12 protein-coding genes are annotated in these 17,660 nt (G+C 62.7%); 3 read left to right on the forward strand and 9 right to left on the reverse strand.

The window, feature by feature from the left end:
- The first annotated feature begins 650 nt into the window (after nt 1-650).
- A complete protein-coding gene (locus tag HKK54_RS10720; protein WP_169386770.1) occupies nt 651-1,232 on the forward strand; it encodes a LemA family protein in 582 nt (193 codons plus the stop codon).
- Nucleotides 1,229-2,395, forward strand: coding sequence for a hypothetical protein (locus HKK54_RS10725; RefSeq protein ID WP_169386771.1), 1,167 nt, complete (start codon nt 1,229-1,231; stop codon nt 2,393-2,395). Before HKK54_RS10720 ends, HKK54_RS10725 begins: the two co-directional genes overlap by 4 nt.
- Here the strand turns inward: HKK54_RS10725 and pbpC are convergent, their stop codons facing one another.
- The 3 genes from pbpC to HKK54_RS10740 all read right to left on the reverse strand — a co-directional run bounded on the left by pbpC (nt 2,396) and on the right by HKK54_RS10740 (nt 11,226).
- The gene (gene pbpC / locus HKK54_RS10730; protein ID WP_169386772.1) at nt 2,396-4,693 is read right to left on the reverse strand and encodes a penicillin-binding protein 1C; all 2,298 of its coding nucleotides are present in this window, start codon (nt 4,691-4,693) and stop codon (nt 2,396-2,398) included.
- On the reverse strand, nt 4,674-10,517 hold the full coding sequence (locus tag HKK54_RS10735) for an alpha-2-macroglobulin (protein ID WP_169386773.1): 5,844 nt from the start codon (nt 10,515-10,517) through the stop codon (nt 4,674-4,676). Before HKK54_RS10735 ends, pbpC begins: the two co-directional genes overlap by 20 nt.
- A gap of 79 nt (nt 10,518-10,596) precedes the next feature.
- Nucleotides 10,597-11,226 (reverse strand): LysE family translocator, encoded by a 630-nt coding sequence (locus tag HKK54_RS10740; RefSeq protein WP_169386774.1) that lies wholly within the window; start codon nt 11,224-11,226, stop codon nt 10,597-10,599.
- 145 nt (nt 11,227-11,371) lie between these two features.
- On the opposite strand from HKK54_RS10740, the gene HKK54_RS10745 reads away from it, so the two are divergent.
- Entirely contained in the window at nt 11,372-11,845 is a 474-nt protein-coding gene (locus HKK54_RS10745; RefSeq protein ID WP_029615789.1) for an Lrp/AsnC family transcriptional regulator, read from the forward strand.
- Between the two features lie 76 nt (nt 11,846-11,921).
- Here the strand turns inward: HKK54_RS10745 and HKK54_RS10750 are convergent, their stop codons facing one another.
- The 6 genes from HKK54_RS10750 to HKK54_RS10775 are packed head-to-tail and all read right to left on the reverse strand — an operon-like array spanning nt 11,922 to nt 17,606.
- Nucleotides 11,922-12,854, reverse strand: a complete 933-nt coding sequence (locus tag HKK54_RS10750) for a phosphatidate cytidylyltransferase (RefSeq protein ID WP_003213523.1) — start codon at nt 12,852-12,854, stop codon at nt 11,922-11,924.
- A 1-nt stretch (nt 12,855) separates the two neighbouring features.
- Nucleotides 12,856-13,476, reverse strand: coding sequence for a lysophospholipid acyltransferase family protein (locus HKK54_RS10755; RefSeq protein WP_169386775.1), 621 nt, complete (start codon nt 13,474-13,476; stop codon nt 12,856-12,858).
- A gap of 9 nt (nt 13,477-13,485) precedes the next feature.
- A complete protein-coding gene (locus HKK54_RS10760; protein WP_169386776.1) occupies nt 13,486-13,929 on the reverse strand; it encodes a hypothetical protein in 444 nt (147 codons plus the stop codon).
- The gene (locus HKK54_RS10765) at nt 13,919-15,217 is read right to left on the reverse strand and encodes a phosphatase PAP2/dual specificity phosphatase family protein (RefSeq protein WP_169386777.1); all 1,299 of its coding nucleotides are present in this window, start codon (nt 15,215-15,217) and stop codon (nt 13,919-13,921) included. The genes HKK54_RS10760 and HKK54_RS10765 overlap by 11 nt, the downstream gene beginning before the upstream one ends.
- Nucleotides 15,218-15,220: 3 nt before the next feature.
- Nucleotides 15,221-16,975 carry a bifunctional alpha/beta hydrolase/class I SAM-dependent methyltransferase gene (locus HKK54_RS10770; RefSeq protein WP_169386778.1) on the reverse strand — a complete coding sequence of 585 codons (1,755 nt, stop codon included), beginning with the start codon at nt 16,973-16,975 and terminating at the stop codon, nt 15,221-15,223.
- A 10-nt stretch (nt 16,976-16,985) separates the two neighbouring features.
- Nucleotides 16,986-17,606 (reverse strand): CDP-alcohol phosphatidyltransferase family protein, encoded by a 621-nt coding sequence (locus HKK54_RS10775; protein WP_169386779.1) that lies wholly within the window; start codon nt 17,604-17,606, stop codon nt 16,986-16,988.
- Nucleotides 17,607-17,660: the final 54 nt, after the last annotated feature.

The following is a 17,660-nucleotide window of genomic DNA, read 5'->3' on the forward strand; positions in this document are numbered from 1 at the left end:
GTCTGCCTGACCTTCCCAGCTCTGGAGGCGTACTACGAAGTGCGCTGGTCGTCTTCGTCCGCTTCGCTACGCTAAATCCAAACCATCGAGACTGAACATAATGCGCTCAGAGACCTCCCCAACTGAAGCTTCAATGATCGTGATCTCCCATGAAGTCAGCAGTTGAGCAATGAACCGAGCGCAACGCGGAGAGCTTTTCGCCGAGCTTGATCCCGCCATGGCCGCGATCGGCAGTGTGCTGTGCGGGGCGTTGTATGCATTTAACAATTCATCTCCAGATTGGCTTGGCGAATAGTCGGGAGCGTACGAGAGTCGCCTATTGGTCAGTACGGCGAGCTCAACCAGCTGCAAAGTGGCGTCATTGCTGGCTGCGACAGATTTAATTCGCTAGAGCTTGCTCTCGCAGCACCGATTTTGGCTGTAGCGACAGTTTTGCGTTTTCTCTCGCCAGGGCTACAGACCGCGAAAAATGGGACCTCGCTGCGACAGTTTTAATTCTCTAAAAACAAACCCCCGTTCTTCGGGGGTTTTGCTTTTTCAGGCTACCGGGCATCGGCTCTTGCCGTTTCTGTGGACTAATTCCGCGAGTATTCCCCCGCTTTACCCCTAGAATGCCCCCTGTGGATAACTAGCCAGGGAATGCCGCCACCATGAACATAGAACTGCTGATCGCCGGTATCGTCGTGCTGATTATTGTCGTCGGCCTGGTCGGTCGGCTGGTGGGGGTCTACAACGGCCTGGTGATGCGGCGCAACGATGTGGATAAAGCCTTCGCCAACATCGACGTGCTGCTCAAGCAACGGGCTGACCAGATTCCCGACCTGATGCGCGTGGTGCAAACCGCGATGAACCATGAGAACGCATTGTTCACCCGCCTCAGCGACGCCCGTACCGCGTACCTCAATGCCAGCAGCCTCACCGATAAGGTCGACGCCTCCAACCAGCTCAATACGGCGCTCAAGTCGGTGATTGCGGTGGCCGAGAATTATCCGACGCTGATCTCCGGCCCCAATATGGTCGAGTTGCAGCAGGCGATCTCGGCGGTGGAAGAGCGCATCGCCGACCGCCGCGAGTTCTTCAATGAGTCGGTCAACCTCTACAACATCGCCATCGCGATTTTCCCCGACCTGTTCTTCGCAAAAATGCTCGGCTACCAGCGCATCCCGTTGCTGGCCATCAGCGCTGAAGAAACCCGCTATGAGGGTGTGAAGCTTGAGGTACCGGGGGCATGAAAACCACTCAGGCGGGCGTTGTCGCGAAAAAGCCGGCGTGGAAAACCCTGGTGGCACTGGTCTTTCTCGCCGGCTTCATCGGCCTGATGGTTTACGCGCCGACGATCCTGGTGGCGCTGTTTTTTCCCGTCTGCATCCTGATCGGCCTGCTGGCCAGCGTTGGCCCCAACTTCTATCGCACCGAACAGCGCCTGGCCACCAGCCAGATACGCTCTTTGGCCATGGGCCTGGTGGAAGTGAACGGCAAGGTGATCGTCGACACGCCGCTGATCTCTCCGGTCAACGGCAAACCCTGTGCCGGCTACGTGTGGATCATTGAGGAAGGCACCAAAGACAAGGACGGCGATTGGAGCTGGAGCCAGGTGTCTGCCGAGGCCCGCTGCAATGACTTCCGCCTGCAGGACGCCACCGGTGAAGTGACGGTGATTGCCGAAGGCATCGACCTGTTCGGCAAGAAGTGTCCTGACGACCATGAATGGATCAGCAGCTCCCGCCGCCAGGGCGAACTGCTCCTCACCCAGGACATGCAGGTGATGCTGATTGGCGACGCCTGCGAGCGTGAGGGCAAGACGGTGATTGCCCAGGGCAGGCAGCGGGACGCGGTGTTCGGCCTGGCCGAGACCAAGGAGGTGGAAAACCGCCGGGTGCTGGCGCCGCTGTGGCGCGCCGGTGGTTTCTACGCGGTAGTGGTGGGATTGATCGGTGTTGGCATCATGGCCATGACCCCGGAACATTTTGCCCAACTGCATTTGCCGGGCCCCGCCACCTACCAGCAGATGGCAGCGCTGAACCCGGCCTATCGTTTTCTGGCCTGGTTGTACCGTGACAACGGCTTCGTGATTCCTTTCATGGCCGCATTTGGCTTCTTGCTGTCGATGTTTGTGGTGTTGCTTGCACTGCGGCTCTTGCTGCCCAAGGGCATGCGCCTGGCGGTAGGCCGTGTGCTGGGCGCCTGGATGGGTTTGGGCATGGTGATTGGCGGCGTGGTGACCTTGTTGCTGGTGGTGGCCCAGGTGGACACCATGAAGGTCTTCCTGGTGTGGATGATGATTCTGCTGGGCACCCTGGTGTTCTCGATCTTTGAGCAACGCAAGCTCGGGGTGGCGTACAAGCATTTTACAAAAGACGCAGGCACCGCCCGTTTCGGCGACGAAGACGCCTGATCACGGCACGAACTCCACCTTCAAGCCCCGGCTGGCGCTGCGCCCCTGATCATCTGTGACCCGCAGCCGGTACTCCCCCGATTTACCCGGCCGCCAGTTCAGCGTGGTTTGTGGCGGGCCCTGGCCGATCAGGGTCTGGTCGGCAAACCAATACAGCGTCAGCGCATCACTGGCCGCGTTGGCGTTCAGCGGAATACTTTCCTGGGGCTGTGACAGGCGCAGGTGGTAGCTGACCTGGGTCAGCGGCGAACGGATCTGCGGCGCTTCGCTCTGGTCGCCGATTCGATTGGGTTGGCAGCTTTTCTGCACATTCGGTGGCGTGCGCCGTGGCAGTCCGGCGGCGCGGAACAGCCGCTGTACATCGCTGGGCCAGAATTCGAAGACTTCTTCACGGGTGTACTGCGGGTCGAACGGCGGGCACGCGGCTTTGCCGGTGCGGGTGTCGATCAGCACCGGGCGGTGCAGGTTGGACACGCGAATCGGTGATACGCCGGGGATGTACCAGGTCTTGCGGGTGCGCGGGCACCAGCGGTTGGGCAACTCGCCGGAAGCGGCGCAGACATCGATGCGGATCAGCCCGGCGGGTGGCTTGTCGGGTTTGATCACCACGTTGGGCAAGGCCAGGGGCAGGGCGTCGGCGATGCGGAAAAATAGCGGTGCGGCGGTTTTCGCGCCGATGAATTCCGGATTCGGACGGCCGTCAAAGTTACCTACCCACACCACCAGTACGTACGGGCCTACGAGGCCGGCGCTCCACGCATCGTGAAAACCCCAGGAGGTGCCGGTCTTCCAGGCCGTGCGCCAGTGGCGTCCCGGCAACCCGTCCGGGCGCGGGTTGCGCCGCAGCATGTCGCGCACCATAAACGCGGCCTGCGGGGTGAGTAGCGGGGCGCCGGTGGTTTGCGGCTGCTCCTGCAAGTAGCGCAGGGGACGCAAATGCCCGTCACCCGCCAACATCACATACAGCCGCGCCAGTTCCTCGGGCGTCATCTCGCCGCCGCCCAGGGCCAGCGCCAAGCCGTAATGGCTTTCGCCGCGCAGGCCCTTGATGCCGGCGCGTTGCAGCAATCCATAGAGTGACGGCGACCGGGTCTGACTGGCCAGCCACACCGCCGGGATATTGCGGCTGCGGATCAACGCATCGCGGGCTGTCACCGGGCCGACAAAACTGCCGTCGAAGTTTTCCGGCTGGAAGTAGCCGAAATTACTCGGCATGTCCTTGAGGATGCTCATGGGGTGGATCACCCCTTGGTCGAGCGCGAGCCCATACAGGAATGGCTTGAGGGTAGAGCCCGGCGAGCGTCGCGACAGCACGCCGTTGACCTGGCCGTGGATGCCTGTGGATAAGTAATCTGCCGAGCCCACCAGGGCTTTTACACTTTGGTCGCGGCTGTCGACCAGGATCGCCGTGGCGTTTTCCACACCGCTGCTGCGGCGCTCGGCGATAAAGCCGGTGATCAGGCGCTCCAGCAATTGTTGCAGCGGCAAGTTCAGGGTGCTGTTCAGCTCATTGCCGGTTTGCGACGCCAGCAGTTGTTCGCTCAGGTGCGGCGCCAGAAACGGGATCTGCTGGCGATTGCGGGCTTCCAGTGGCAGGTCCAGCAAACTGTCGTTACGCGGGTCCTGTGGATAAGTTTCCCGCCAGTCAGCCATCAGCCGCTGCCGGGCGGTTTGCAGCGAGGGACCGAAGCGCGCGCGGCGACCGGGCTGTTGGGGAATCACGGCCAGCGCCAGCGCTTCAGACAACGACAATTGCGCCGCCGACTTGCCAAAGTAAATCCGGCTGGCCGCCTCGGCGCCTTCGATATTGCCGCCCATGGGCGCCAGGTTGAGGTAGGCCTCCAGAATGTCGTGCTTGCTATAACGCGCCTCCAGCCACAACGCCAGGGCCATCTGCTCCAGCTTGCCGGGCACCTGGCGGGTGTTGAGGTCCCACAGGCGCCTGGCCAGTTGCATGCTCAACGTCGAGCCGCCCTGGCGCTGGCCGCCGCTGTAGGTGGCCATGGCCGCCCGCAGCAAGGCCGGGGGATTGATCCCCGGGTGCCAGTAGAAATTGCGGTCCTCCTTGAGCAGCAGCGCTTCAACCAGTGACGGAGAAATCCGCTCCAGGGGTAGCCACAAGCGATATTGCCCGTCAGCCGCCAGGGTCATACGCAGCAGCGAACCGTCGTCGGCCAGCACCACCCGTGAGGAGGTGGCGGCCTGTTCCAGCGGTGCATGGGGCCACAATCGCAGCCCCGCCAGGATCAACGCCGCTGCCAGCAGCGGCGTCAGGCGTTTAAGGCTTGGTAATTTCAAGCTGGCCTACTTTGCCGCGTCCTTGCAGGGTGGTTTCGTACATGCCCTCGGCGTAGGCCGGTGGCGTATTGAAGGTACCGGCGTTGGTGGCGCGCACGCGGTACACGAAGGTGCCTACATCCCGCAGGGCGGTGCCGTACAACACCACTCGGTCATCACGCACGTCGACGTAGTCCGGCTGCCAGTTGCTCAGGTCGGTCTCGCCGATCGGCGCTTGCCAGGCGTCGGCTTCCTCGGTGTCTTCGCTGGTTTCAACGTACTCCGAATCGTCACCTTCGCTTTCCTCGCTGCTGGCCGCTTCCGGCTCCGGCGGCAAGTTATACACAGGCTCGACGCCGCCCGGCAGCAGGTCGACCACGGCCACTTGCTGTACCTGATCACGGTCGGTGGCCCGCAAGCGCAGGCGCACCAGGAACTCATCACCGACCGCGACCTTGCTGACCGGGTTGCCTTTGAGGTCGAGGTATTCGTGGATGACTTCCAGGCCGTTGTTGATCGGCTTGAGGTTGGCGCCCTTGTCATAGCCGGCTTCGCTCAGCATGTAGAACGCCGCCGGGCCATCGGATTTTTCCATCTGCAGTTTTTGCGTACCGGCAGGCACTGCTGCACGTGGCGGCTGGCCGGCCATCTGCAACAACTGTTGCTGCTTGTCGCTGAGCCACGCGGTGGCCTTGAGGGTCATGTCGCTTTGGGCGCGCTGGCCATAGTTGTCCAGGGCCCGCAGCAATAGTGCCGCCGACAGCGAGTTGTAGCGTTGCTCGTTGAGGCGCTTGCCGAGTTTATCCAGCAGGCTGGCCGGCACATCGTCGAGCAACTCGGGGAAGTGCCGGGCGAGCAAGTGCAGGTGCTCGGCGTCGTGCACCAGCGGGTCGTAATACAGGCCGTCGCTGTCCCATTTATCCGACAGGGAAAGCCATGGCACCTTGCGGAACAACGCATCGGCCTGACGATCCTGCTTGAGCAGCTTGTAGCTGGCGGCCAGGTACGCAGCGCCAATGTCGTTCTGCCAGGTGTCTTTGAAGTAGCTTTCGTAGCGCTCGCGGATATCGCTCAAGGCGCCGCTCACCAGAATCCCCTGACGGCTCAACAGGTAACTGGCGTAGGCGCGGTTGCGCAATTCCGACAGGCCTTCGCTTGGGCCGTTGGCCAGGTCGGTGAGGTACGCGTTGGAACGTTGCAGCAAGTCTTCCGGCACCGGCAACCCGCGTTCCCGGGCTTCGATCAGGAAGTCAGTGGCGTACAGGCTGGCGTACGGCGCCACGTCCGGGTTGGCCGCCCACAAACCGAAGCCACCGGCCTGGTTCTGCCGCTGACGCAGCATGCGCACCGCGCCGCTGAAGGCCTGCTCGGCCTCCGGTGCATTACCGCCCCAGATCAACGCCGGCATCGCCTTGGACACCAATTGCTCGGTGCACGCGTAGCCGTAGTCATCCAGGTAATGCTTGAGGCCATTGGCCCAGACCAGCGGAGAAGCGGCGACGCCCAATTGCACATCGCGCAACTGGCCGAACAACTCGCGGGTCGGCTTCACTTCTTTGCTGGCGCTGTCGAAACGGCCCAGGCTCAGGGCCACCCGATGCTCGCTCAATGGCCGGATCGACGTGGTTTCCGCCACCTGGATCCGCTTGCCATCCGGCAGCACCGCGACGAAGCGCAAGTCTGCCGAGCCGAGGGTTTCACCGACCTTGATCTTGAACTCGGCGACGCCTTCCTTGCGCGGTTGCAGCGCCAGGGTGCTGGCCTTGTCGCCCTGCACCTGCAAGCCATCGCTGGTCTGCACTTCAAACTTCACGTCGGCTGCGGCTTCCAGGTTGCTGAACACCCCGGCGCTGACGCTGAACACATCTCCCGGTGCGACAAAAGCCGGCACGTTCGGGGTGATCACCAGCGGCCCGCGCACTTCGGTGTTGGCCTCGCTGACGCCTACGCTGTCGCTGTCCACGGCCACCGCAAACAGGTGCAGCTTGCCGTTGAAGCTGTCCGGAACCTGGTAATGCAATACGGTTTCACCGGCCGGCAAGTCCACCAGGCCAGACCACCAGGCCACTGGCGGCTGATGTTTACGCTTGAACGGGTTGAGGTGGTTGGCCAGGGCGCCTTCGGTATCGCCACCGGGCGCTGCCCCACTGAGCAGGCGGCTGAATTCCGGCAGGATCAGGTCAAGGATCTGACTGGTACCCACCTCCAGCGCACGCTTCTGGAAGAAGAAGCCCAGCGGGTCCGGCGTCTGGTAGCGCGCCACTTGCAGGATGCCTTCGTCCACCGCGTAGACCACTGCGCGGCCAGGGCGGTCGGCGTTGACCTTGATGTCCAGGGTCTGCCCCGGCTCGATCTTCGCCGGGCCTTCGACTTTCAGCGCCATGCGCCGCGCGTCCAGGTTGATGCTGAACGGCACCACGCCGTAGGACAGCGGGCTCATGTAGACCTCGGACGAGCCGATGTCCCGCACGAACTGCACGTTGACGTAGGCATTGCCCTCAAGCCCCGCAGGAACGCGGATGTGTTGCACGCTGTTGGTGCTGTCGGCCTTGAACCACTGCTGGGTGTAGACCTTGTCCCGCTCGATGGTGATCAACCCTGCACCGGTATACGGCGCGCGAATGCTGATGGCGATTTCATCACCGGTGGCGTAGCTGCGTTTATCCAGGCGCAGTTGCAACTCGGCATTGCGCTCCAGGGAGCGCGAGGTATTGCCCCGGCCGGCCACGCTGTAGTCGATCTGGTTCAGCAGGTTGCCGTTGGCGTCTTTCAGTTGCAGGGTGAAATCGCCCGGGGCGCCGGTGTTCAGGGTTTGCTTGGCGCCGTCCTTGGTCATCACCAGCGGCGAGGCCGGCTGGCTGATGTTCTTGATCCGCGACTCGTATTTGTAGGTGCCGTTGGACTGCTTCACCAGCACCGAGACGTAGCGGTGTTCGACCACTTCACTGGTCAGGCCGTCGACTGCGACCGGCGTGAGGTCTGGCGCGACGGCCAGCCATTGCACCTCACGCGGGGCGTCCTTGGCGACGAACGACAGCGAATCCTTGCTCTTCACACCCACCAGGTACGGCGCCGCCGAGACCAGCAACGCGCTTTGTGCGGCGACGTTGCGACCGCCTTCGGCTTCGTACACCTGGGTCATCACTTGCAGGCGGTAGGTGCTGTTGGCAAAGCGTTGCAGGTTCAGGTCGAGAACGGCCTGGCCATTGTCGTCGACAGTGGTTTCGGCCAGGTCTTCGGAACTGGCTTCTTCCAGCGAGTCATTCAGGCGGAAGCGGTAATCCGGGTAGCGATCAAAAGCCGCAAGCGTCGGGCTCAGGGACATTTTTGCCGTGACGCGACGGCCCGCCGCCGGCGCGCCGAACAAGTGCATCGCGGTGACCTTGGCCACCACCTGGTCCGGCGGTATCCAGCCCGGCACCGGCGTGTCGTGCAGGCTCAGGCTGACCTTCATGCGGTCTGGTTCAAAGTCGCGGACCTTGAAGCTGACGCTGCCCAGGTCAGTGCGTCGCTGCTTCTCGCCGATCAGTTGCAGGGTCGCGGTGTAGTCGCCGGAAGGCGCCACTTCGCTGCTCGGGAAATCAAAGGTTTCAAAGCCGCTGGCGGAGAGCTTCAGTGGTTGGCGAATCACCTCCAACCCACGAGGGTCGGTGATTTGCAGTTCCACCGGCAGGCCTTGCAGCGCGCCTTTCCAGTCGCCGCTGCGCACGATCATGCCCAGGTGCGCGGTTTCGCCGGGTCGGTACAGGCCACGGTCGGTAAACAGGTAGGCGCTGAGGCGATTGATCGCACCGTCTTCTTCCAGGCCGCCGACATCAAAGCGCGACAAATCCAGCTGCTGGGACTGACGGGCAATCGGCAGGAAGGATTGGTCATTGCCGCGACTGACCACATACATCAGCGGGGTTTTCTCGCGGCGCAGTTCGTCCAGCTTGGCAAAGTGCGCATGGCCTTCGGCGTCGGTATGGCCGCTGGCGACCGGCAAACCGTTGCGGCCGATGATATCGACCTGGGCGTCGGACACCGGCGAGCCGTTGCCGATGGACTGTACATACACGTCGTGGCTGCCATCGCTGGAGCGCTTGGCGATGATGCCCAGGTCGGTGACCACGATGAAACGCAGGTCGCTGGTGGTGTTGCGTTCGTACTCGAAGGTGCGATCAGCCGGGTCGTCCTGCGGGCTGAGCTTGAGCACGAAAATGCCTCGGCGGCCACCGTTGGCCGTCAGGTAGTTGCTCAGGTCGACGTTGTCGTAGACAGTTTTGGACGGGTCACCAGCCGACAACGGAATGTCCAGGCTCTGACGCTCCACCATCCGGTCGAAGTAGTCATTGGCAAAATTCGGTCGGGCAAAGCTGCCGCTGCTCTGGTCCACCAGGTGTTGCAACTGGTTGGGCAGCAGACGGGCGATTTCCACATGGGCGCCGGGCACGCCACGGGCCATGAAGCCCAGGCGTTTTTCGCCGGTGAGGCTGAGCAGGGCGCCGTCGGACAGGAACTGCAACGTGCGCGGATAAGCCGGCATGCTCACGAGGGAGGCTGTCGGGTTTTTCGCCAGGTAGCCGCCGATGGCTTCCAGGTTGGCCGGTACCCGCACATACAGGGCGCGGCCAGGCGGGGCCTTGAATTTGAAGGCGTGCAGGGTATTCAGCGGTTCGACGCTCGGCACGTGGGTCAGTTTGACCTTGGTGCTGCTGGCCAGCAGCTTGTCGTCGATATCTTGCAGGTTCCAGGGCCGGGTATCGTCCTCGGCTTTTTCCGGCAGCATCCAGGCCTGCACCTTGTTGGCGATGGTCTCGTCGGCCACGGCGCTGGAACTGCTGAACATCAGCACCGGCTCGGGCTCGCCGCGCTCGTTGTCGACAAAGCTGACTTCGGCGCCGGTAAAGGTCAGGCGATAGCGGCCGGGCACGGTGACTTCGGCCACCAATGGCGCAGGGCTGGCATTGCCGCCGTCGCGGGCCTTGAGGCCTTCATCGAGCTTGGCGCTGACCGGGGTGCTTTCCAGCGGCGTGGCCAGGGCCGCCGAGCGTACAAAGGCGTTGAGCTTGTGTTCGTCGAAGGTGATTTCCGGGCGGTTGGGCAGTTGTGCGTCGCGGTAGGCCAAACCTTTACCCAGGGTGACCGAGGCGCGCTTGCGTACGCTGTCTTCGTCTACCGGGTGGGAAAAGTGGAAGGTTGCGACCAGCTGTTTCTGCGTCGGGTTGCTCGGGTCCTGGTACAGCTCGTTTTGCGTCAAGGTGGCGCGGAACGGCTGGGTGGAGAATTGGCTGCTGTATTGGCTGAGCAGAACGCCGTCGGCCAACAGGTTCTTCTTGGCCAGGTCGATGGTGTAGTGGGCGTCGACGGGCCAGTCTTTTTCCGGGGTGAACACCAGGCTGCGGTCATCCGCCCAGCGCCAGGCGCCGGCGATGGCAGGCTTGAGGGTGATGCCTTCGGTGACCGGCTTGCCAATGGCCGCCAGCGGTGCCACGGATTCGGCGAAGCGTACCTGCAAGTTATCCACAACCGGCTGCGGCTGGGTGTAATCCGTCAGGTTGGGCTTGTGCAGCGAATAGCCCACGGTGTGGGGTTGCGGCAGGTGGGAATACCAGTGCCAGCCATAAAAGCCTGCGGCCACCAACAACACCAGGGCCAGGACTCCGCCGGCCGCCTGGCGCGGATAAGCCCGGGCCTTGTGGCCGACGTTGACCAGGCCGTTCCCCGTGGCTTGCAGCCAGCGCGGCGGCTGCCACTGGCCGAACAGGCTGCGCGCCAGCCATCGGACGGCGTTGAACAGAACACTCACCACTGAGATCAAGGCCCCGAAAAAACGGCGGCTGGTCGCTTTTAACGAATCAAACATGGTGAGCATCCCTGGCAATGTGTCGCGTATCTTACACGTCTCTTTGATACAAAAGATGACGGCAAATGCGCCGCAAAGCTCAGGCTTGCTGTACGAAGGTGAGGCGTATCGCAAAACCGATCAAAAGGCTGCCAAACAGCCATTGCTGAAGGCGCTGGGCGGATGGGCTACGCTCCAGCCAGCGGCCGATTCTGGCACCGGCCAATCCATAGCAACTGTCGAAAGCCAGGCCGACCGCCACCAGAATCGCGCCTAACAGGGCGAACTGTGCCGTCACCGATGCGCCGTGTGGGTCGATGAATTGCGGCAGCAATACGGAGCAGAACAGCAGCGCCTTGGGGTTGAGCAGGTTGGTCAGCAGGCCGCGCTGGAAGGCTCCGCGCCAGGCGTGGGCCGGTGCGGTGCCGTCCTCGGTGTTCAGGTTGGGCAGCAGGTTGGCGCGCAGGCACTGCACGCCGATCCACAGCAGATACGCCGCACCGCCCAGGCGCACCACGTCGAAGGTCCAGGGCGCGACCTTGAACAGCGTCGCCAGGCCCATCCCAGCCAGTGCCACATGGCAAGCCCGGGCGACGCCCAAACCGGCTGCGGTTGCCAGTGCCATCGCCTTGCCTTGGCGTGCGCCGGTTTGCAGCAACAAAATCATGTCCGGGCCGGGCAACAGGTACACCACCGCCAGCGCGACTAAAAACAACCAGAGTTCTGCCATGTGCCTGCCCCTTGCGTTACGTGATTCGTAGGGCAATTTTAGGGGCGAAGGCCGGGGCAGGTGCTTGCGTAGTCAGCCGGAAAAGCGTCTAGTCTTGGCACAATCTGCCACTTATGTTGGGCGAAACACTTCACTTATGCCAAATCTGAAACTGGATGCGTTTGACCGCAAGATTCTTGAAGCCCTGCAACGGGATGGCCGCCTGAGCAATGTGCAACTGGCGGATGAGATAGGCCTGTCGGCGTCACCCTGTTTGCGCCGGGTGCGCCTGTTGGAAGAAGCCGGTGTGATTCGCGGCTATCAGGCCAGCCTCGACCGGGATGAGGTTGGGCTGGGGCTGACGGTGTTTGTCGGGGTGAAAGTGGAGCGGCATAACGACGAACAGGCGGAGGCGTTTCGGTTGGCGGTGACGGCGCTGCCCCAGGTGATTTCGGCGTTTCTGGTGTCGGGGGAATCTGACTTTCTGCTGCAGGTGGTGGTGCCGGACCTGCGCGGGTATGAGCGATTCCTGACCGGGAGTTTGTTGAAGCTGCCGGGGGTGAGTGATATCCGTAGCAATTTTGCGATTCAGACGGTGAAGACGCCGGGGGCGTTGCCGTTGGGGCATCTTCCCAATTAATGATCGAATTGCGTTGGTGAGGAGCACTTTGTGGTGAGGGGGTTGCGTTGCGGGTACTTGGGGTGAGGGGTGGGGCTCAGGTCCACCAATAGCGCACGAGATGAAAGAAAATCGGCGCCGCAAAACATACGGAATCCAGCCGGTCCAGCATCCCGCCATGCCCTTCGATCATGTGCCCCCAATCCTTCACGCCCCGGTCGCGCTTGATCGCTGACATCACGATTCCGCCGGCAAACCCCAGCAGGTTGATCAACAGCGCTATCAGGAACGACTGCCAGGGATTGAACGGCGTGGTCCACCACAGCGCCGCACCGATCAGCGATGACAGCAAAATCCCGCCGACAAAGCCTTCCACGGTCTTCGACGGCGACAGGTTGGGCGCGATTTTGTGTTTGCCGAACAGCTTGCCGCACACGTACTGCAGCACGTCCGACAGCTGCACCACGATCACCAGGTAGGCGATCAGCAGCAGGTTGCGGCCTTCATAGCCGACGATGTCCAGGGTCAGCAGCGCCGGCACGAAGGACACGCAGAACACCGCGATCATCAACCCCCATTGCACCTTCGATGCCCGTTCCAGGAAGTGCGTGCTGTCGCCGCCCAAGGACGCAAGGATCGGCAGCAGCAGGAACACGTACACCGGGATGAAGATCGAGAACAGCCCGTACCAGTCGAAGTAGATCAGCAGGTATTGCAGCGGCAACGCCAGGTAAAACGCCGCTACCAGCGCCGGGTAATCGCTGCGCCGGGTCGGCGTGAGGGTGAGGAATTCCCGCAGCGCATAGAACGACACGGCGTAGAACAGCAGGATCACCGCGCCGGTGCCGAGCCAGAAGGCGATGCCGATCACCACCACCATCACCCACCAGGCATTGATGCGGGCGTTGAGGTTGTCGATGACCGCGTTGGGCGTGCCACGGGTGCGCAGTTTGAGGATCAGGCCGATCAGTGAGGCGAGCACCAGGATCGCGCCGATCCCGCCGAACAACATCAGGGTTTGGCTATCCATGTCAGGAGTGCTCCGGGGCGAGGGCGAGCAAGGCGTCGCGGGCGCGGGCGAGGAAGAGTGCCTTGTCTTCACCGTCCTCCAGTTGCAGCGGTGCGCCGAAGCTGGTGGTGCACAGCAATGGCAACGGCAGCACGCGGCCCTTGGGCATGACCCGGTTGAGGTTGGCGATCCACACCGGGATCAATTCGGCGTGTGGATAACTCTTTGCCAGGTGATACAGGCCGCTTTTGAAGGGCAGCAGGCCGTCTTCCAGGTTGCGGGTGCCCTCGGGGAAGATGATCAGCGAGTCGCCGTTTTCCAGGGCCTGGAGCATCGGTTGCAAAGGGTTATCCACAGGGTCCTTGCGCTCGCGGTCGATCAGCACGCCGTTGAATACGCGGTTGATGATGTAGCGGCGCAGGGCGCTTGTGTTCCAGTAGTCGCTGCCGGCCACCGGGCGTGTGAATTTACGCAGGTTCTGTGGCAGCGACGCCCACAGCAGCACGAAATCACCGTGGCTGCTGTGGTTGGCGTAATAGATGCGTTGCACCGGCACGGGCGCACAGCCAAGCCACAGGCTGCGGGCGCCGGTGACGGTGCGGGCCATGGAGGTAATCAGGGTGGCGACCACGGGTTCGAACATGAGGATTCCTTATCCGGCGAAGGGCAGCCAGGGGCTGGCCAGGATGACGGCCACGGTCAGCAGCACTTGCGCCGCCAGCAGGTAGGCTTGCTTGCGCAACAGTTTCAGGGCGCCGCGACGGCGTTCGGTCCAGGGCCGGCCCGCGCGTTTGGCGGATTGCAGGCCAAGGGTTTGCATGGCCTGGTCGAAGTCGGGTGTACGGTCGGTGTCGCGGGCGAGCAGGGCGAACAGGTCGGCGTCGAAGGCCACCCGCAACGCCCAGTATTTTTGCAGCAGCCCGAGCACAATCATCCACAGGCTGAGGATCAGGCAGATTGGCGTGATGCTGGCCATCAGCAGTTGTGCGAGGCCGAACAGCACGCCGAGCAAGGTCAGGCCTGTGGATAACTGGTCCAGGGAGCGGCCCCGGCGCAGCAGGCTGGCGACGACCTGTAATTCCATATCAGCCGGCATGGGTTAAACCCTCCAGGGCTTCACGGTGAGCGGGATGCAGGACCACACGCGGGCGTGCTGTACGAATAATAGCCACCGCCTCGTCGACATTGGCTGCGCGCCCGGTGTGGAGCAGCCAGGCGGCCACGGCGGTGGCGCTGCGCGAGTAACCGAGGGCGCAGCACACCAGCAGCGGCCCGGCTGAGCGTAGGCGTTCAATGGCCTCGGCAGCTTCCAGGCATTGCGCCGCAGTAGGTGCCGTGAGATCCAGAACAGGCAGGCTGTAATAGACGCGGTCCTGTGGATTAATCGGCAATTCGGCGCACAGATCGACCACCGCTTTGAATGAGTCCAGCTCCCTGGCTGTGGGAATTCGCCCCAGCCAGACGTTATCCACAACCTGATCGGGCTGTGGATGTTTACGCGTCCACAGCCGGGAATTGATCCAGGCTGCTGCCAGATAAGGCGCCAACAACCAGCGTGCTGCCGGAGCAAGTCGCCCGTCGGCACGCTTCTGAAAGCCCGAAACGCCCAGCACCAGATAATTCGCCTTCATCAATCCAAGGGAAACCGCCGGCCAAAGCAGCCACAACCAACCGCCACCGAGGCTGAACGCCAGGATCAAACACACCAAAGAACCGAAGCCATAGCGCAACCCCAGCCGCCAACGCTGGCGGTCCCGGGTCAACTGGGCATTCAGCAACGGGCTCGGATGTTCCAGCGGCCAAAGCCACACGCACAGCCAGCCGGCAAGGGCGCCTGTGGGTAAGTCGATAAAGTGATGTTGATAAGTGGTCAGCACCGAAAGGCCGATCAATGCGAACCAGCCGTGCACCAGCCAGCGCCACAGGCCCCGGCTATACCGCTGGTACATTATCCACAGCACCACCAGCAGGGCGATGTGCAACGACGGCGCCTGATTGAACGGCTTGTCGAACCCGGCGAGTACCGCAAACAGCCAGCCGAACACGCCGTCCAGCTCCGGCCGTTCGAAGGTGAAGCGCAATGGCCAGATCAGGAAGCACGTGACAGCAATCACCTGGGCCGTCAGCAGGCGCAGGGCATGCTGTTTCAGCTCATGGCGCGTACTGGGCAGCAGCAGGGAGAAACCGTAGAGCAGGTCGATCGACCAGTAGGGCACGATGGTCCAGGCCCAGAACGGGATATGGGTTTCCCAGCCGAACACCAGGGTGCCCACGTCGCTACGCTGGCTGGTGACCCACGTGGCAAAGCCGTAGGTGCTGAAAAACAGCGGCGCCAACAGCAGCAGCCACAGCACCGCCGGTTTTAACAGGCCCGGTTCACGCATGGGTCAGACCCGCTGTGCCAGGGACACGCTGAAAATTCCCCATTCATCCACGCGTTGGGTGATCTTGCGGAAACCGGCAGCTTCCACCAGTTGATCCATTTCCGCCTGGCTGCGCCGGCGCATCACCCAGGCCTGGCCCTGACGGTGGCTGGTGAGGGCGCGGGCGATCAGTTCCAGTTGCGGGTGCCATGGTTGGCCGGTGTACACCAGATAACCACCGGGCTCGACAGCTTCAGCCAAACCGGCGAGCGAGCCACCGACCATCGCGTTATCCGCGAACAGTTCATACAGCCCGGACACCACCGCCAGCGTTGGCTTTGGCTCAAGCGCCGCGAGGTCTTCCCGGTCAAACGCATCGCCTTTGACGAACCGGGCGATGTCTCCCAGGCCTTTCTCACGAATCAGTGCTCCACCGTCGCGCACGTTGATATCGCTGTAGTCCCGCAACAGGATCGATTCCGGCAGCGGCGAAACGCCCTGCAAGGCTTCCAGAATGTACCGGCCATGCCCGGCGGCGATATCGACGATACGCACCTCGCGAGCCTCCTCCCGCAGCTTGCCCATCGCCAGGCGCAGCAGCTCTTCCACGTTCAACTTGCGTTGGCGAATACCGCGCCAGCCGATGGAGTTGAGGTAGTTGGTGTCGATCATCCGCCCCAGCCCGCCTTTGCCGGTGGGCGTGTTGCGGTACACATAGTCCAGGGTGCTGCCGGAGTCGAAGCCGGTGTCGAAACCGAGCTTCACGCCATCCGACAGCTTGCTGCCCAGGCCCATGCTGGCACGGGTCATGCGCCAGTACAGGTCGCGCAGCGAGTTGCGGGGCAACGGTGCGGCCAGGGATTCGGATTCGGCGCAGGTCAGGCCAATTTTGTCGGCATCCAGCAAGTTGGCACGGTCCAGCGGGTGCTCGAAGTTCTGCAGGATAAAGCGCCGGGCGCTGCTCAAGGCCACGGCGCGGCCACGTTCACCGAGGGTGTCGTGGAAGAAACCGGGCAGGATGTGCAGTTCTTTCTTCAGGCTGCCCAGGCGGTCGAAAAATTGCTGCTGGGGTTTGCGGTGCACCACAAAGTCCGAGCCGGAGATGAACAGTTGGGTGGGCACCTGAATCGCCTGGGCATCGGCTACAACCCGGTCGGCCGCTTCGTACAGGCCCAGCAGCACATTCACCGAGATGGCTTTGGTGATCAGCGGATCAGTGTCGTAGGACGCCACGCGCTCCGGGTCATGGCTCAGGAACTTGGCCTTGACGTAGCTGTTGACGAAAAAGTTGCCGCGAAACCTGCGCATCAACCCCAGGCCCGGTCGGGCGAAGGGCACGTAGAGCTTGACCTTGAACGCAGGGGAGGCGAGCACCAGTGAACGAATCTTCGGCGCGTAGTCGTGCACCCAGGTCGCCGCGATCACCGCGCCGACGCTCTGGGCGATCACCGCGAGGTTTTCTTCCTCGATGTTGTAGGTGGCGCCGATATGGTCAACGAAGGTCTGCACATCCCGGGCGCTGGTGGCAAAGCTGGGGCTGTCGCCGCGTTCGCCGGGGGATTGGCCGTGGCCACGGGCGTCCCAGGCGAAGAAGTCGAATTCCGGCAGGTTGAGTTCGTCCACCAGGTGGGCGATACGCCCGGAGTGCTCGTGGCCGCGATGGAACAGCACAATCGCCTTGCGCGGCGCGAAGCCCGCCGGTGCGGTGGCGGGCCAGTGACGGTAGAAAAGCGCCACCCCGTCATGGGTGCTGAAGGTGTGCTCTTGCTGTTCGCGCATCGCAAAATCCTTATGCAGAAGGGGAGGTTTGTTCTTCTTTCAAGCCTTGGCGCACGCGGTTGACCATCGTGTAGGCCAGCAACGCCGCGACCAGCCACATCACCGCATCGACCCAACCGGCACCGAGCCAGCCCAGCGCCACACCGGTGGCCAGCACGCCGAGCACAAACGCCCGGTCACTCTTGCCCATGGGCCCGTCGTAGCGCCGCGAAGCCCCGACCATCGGCCCGAGCACGCCGGCGTACTCGCTGAACACCGCCAGCAGTGTCACCAGCAGCACCGGCGCCAGGCTGACTTCGGGGATCAGCGCAAACGGCAGGATCAGCGCGCTGTCGGCGATCACGTCACACAGTTCATTGAGGTAGGCGCCGAGCCGCGACTGCTGGCCGAATTCCCGGGCGAGCATGCCGTCGATGGCGTTGAGGGCCATGCGCAGGATCATCCACAGCGGGATCAGCGCAAACAGCCACACATGTTGCGCAAAGCCGGCGATCAGCAATCCCACCAGCAGGGAAACCACCCCGGCGAGCACGGTGATCTGGTTGGCGGTGGTGCCGTTGTCGTAGAGGCGCTGCACCAGCGGGCGCAGCAGGTTCTGAAAACGCGGTTTAAGCTGATAGATCGAAATCATGGGGAGTGACGCTTCCTTGTCCGTAAGCCCGCGAAAAACTGTGGGGAGTGTGCC

The organism is Pseudomonas sp. ADAK13 (genome assembly GCF_012935715.1).
In the GTDB taxonomy this organism is placed as follows: Bacteria; Pseudomonadota; Gammaproteobacteria; order Pseudomonadales; family Pseudomonadaceae; genus Aquipseudomonas.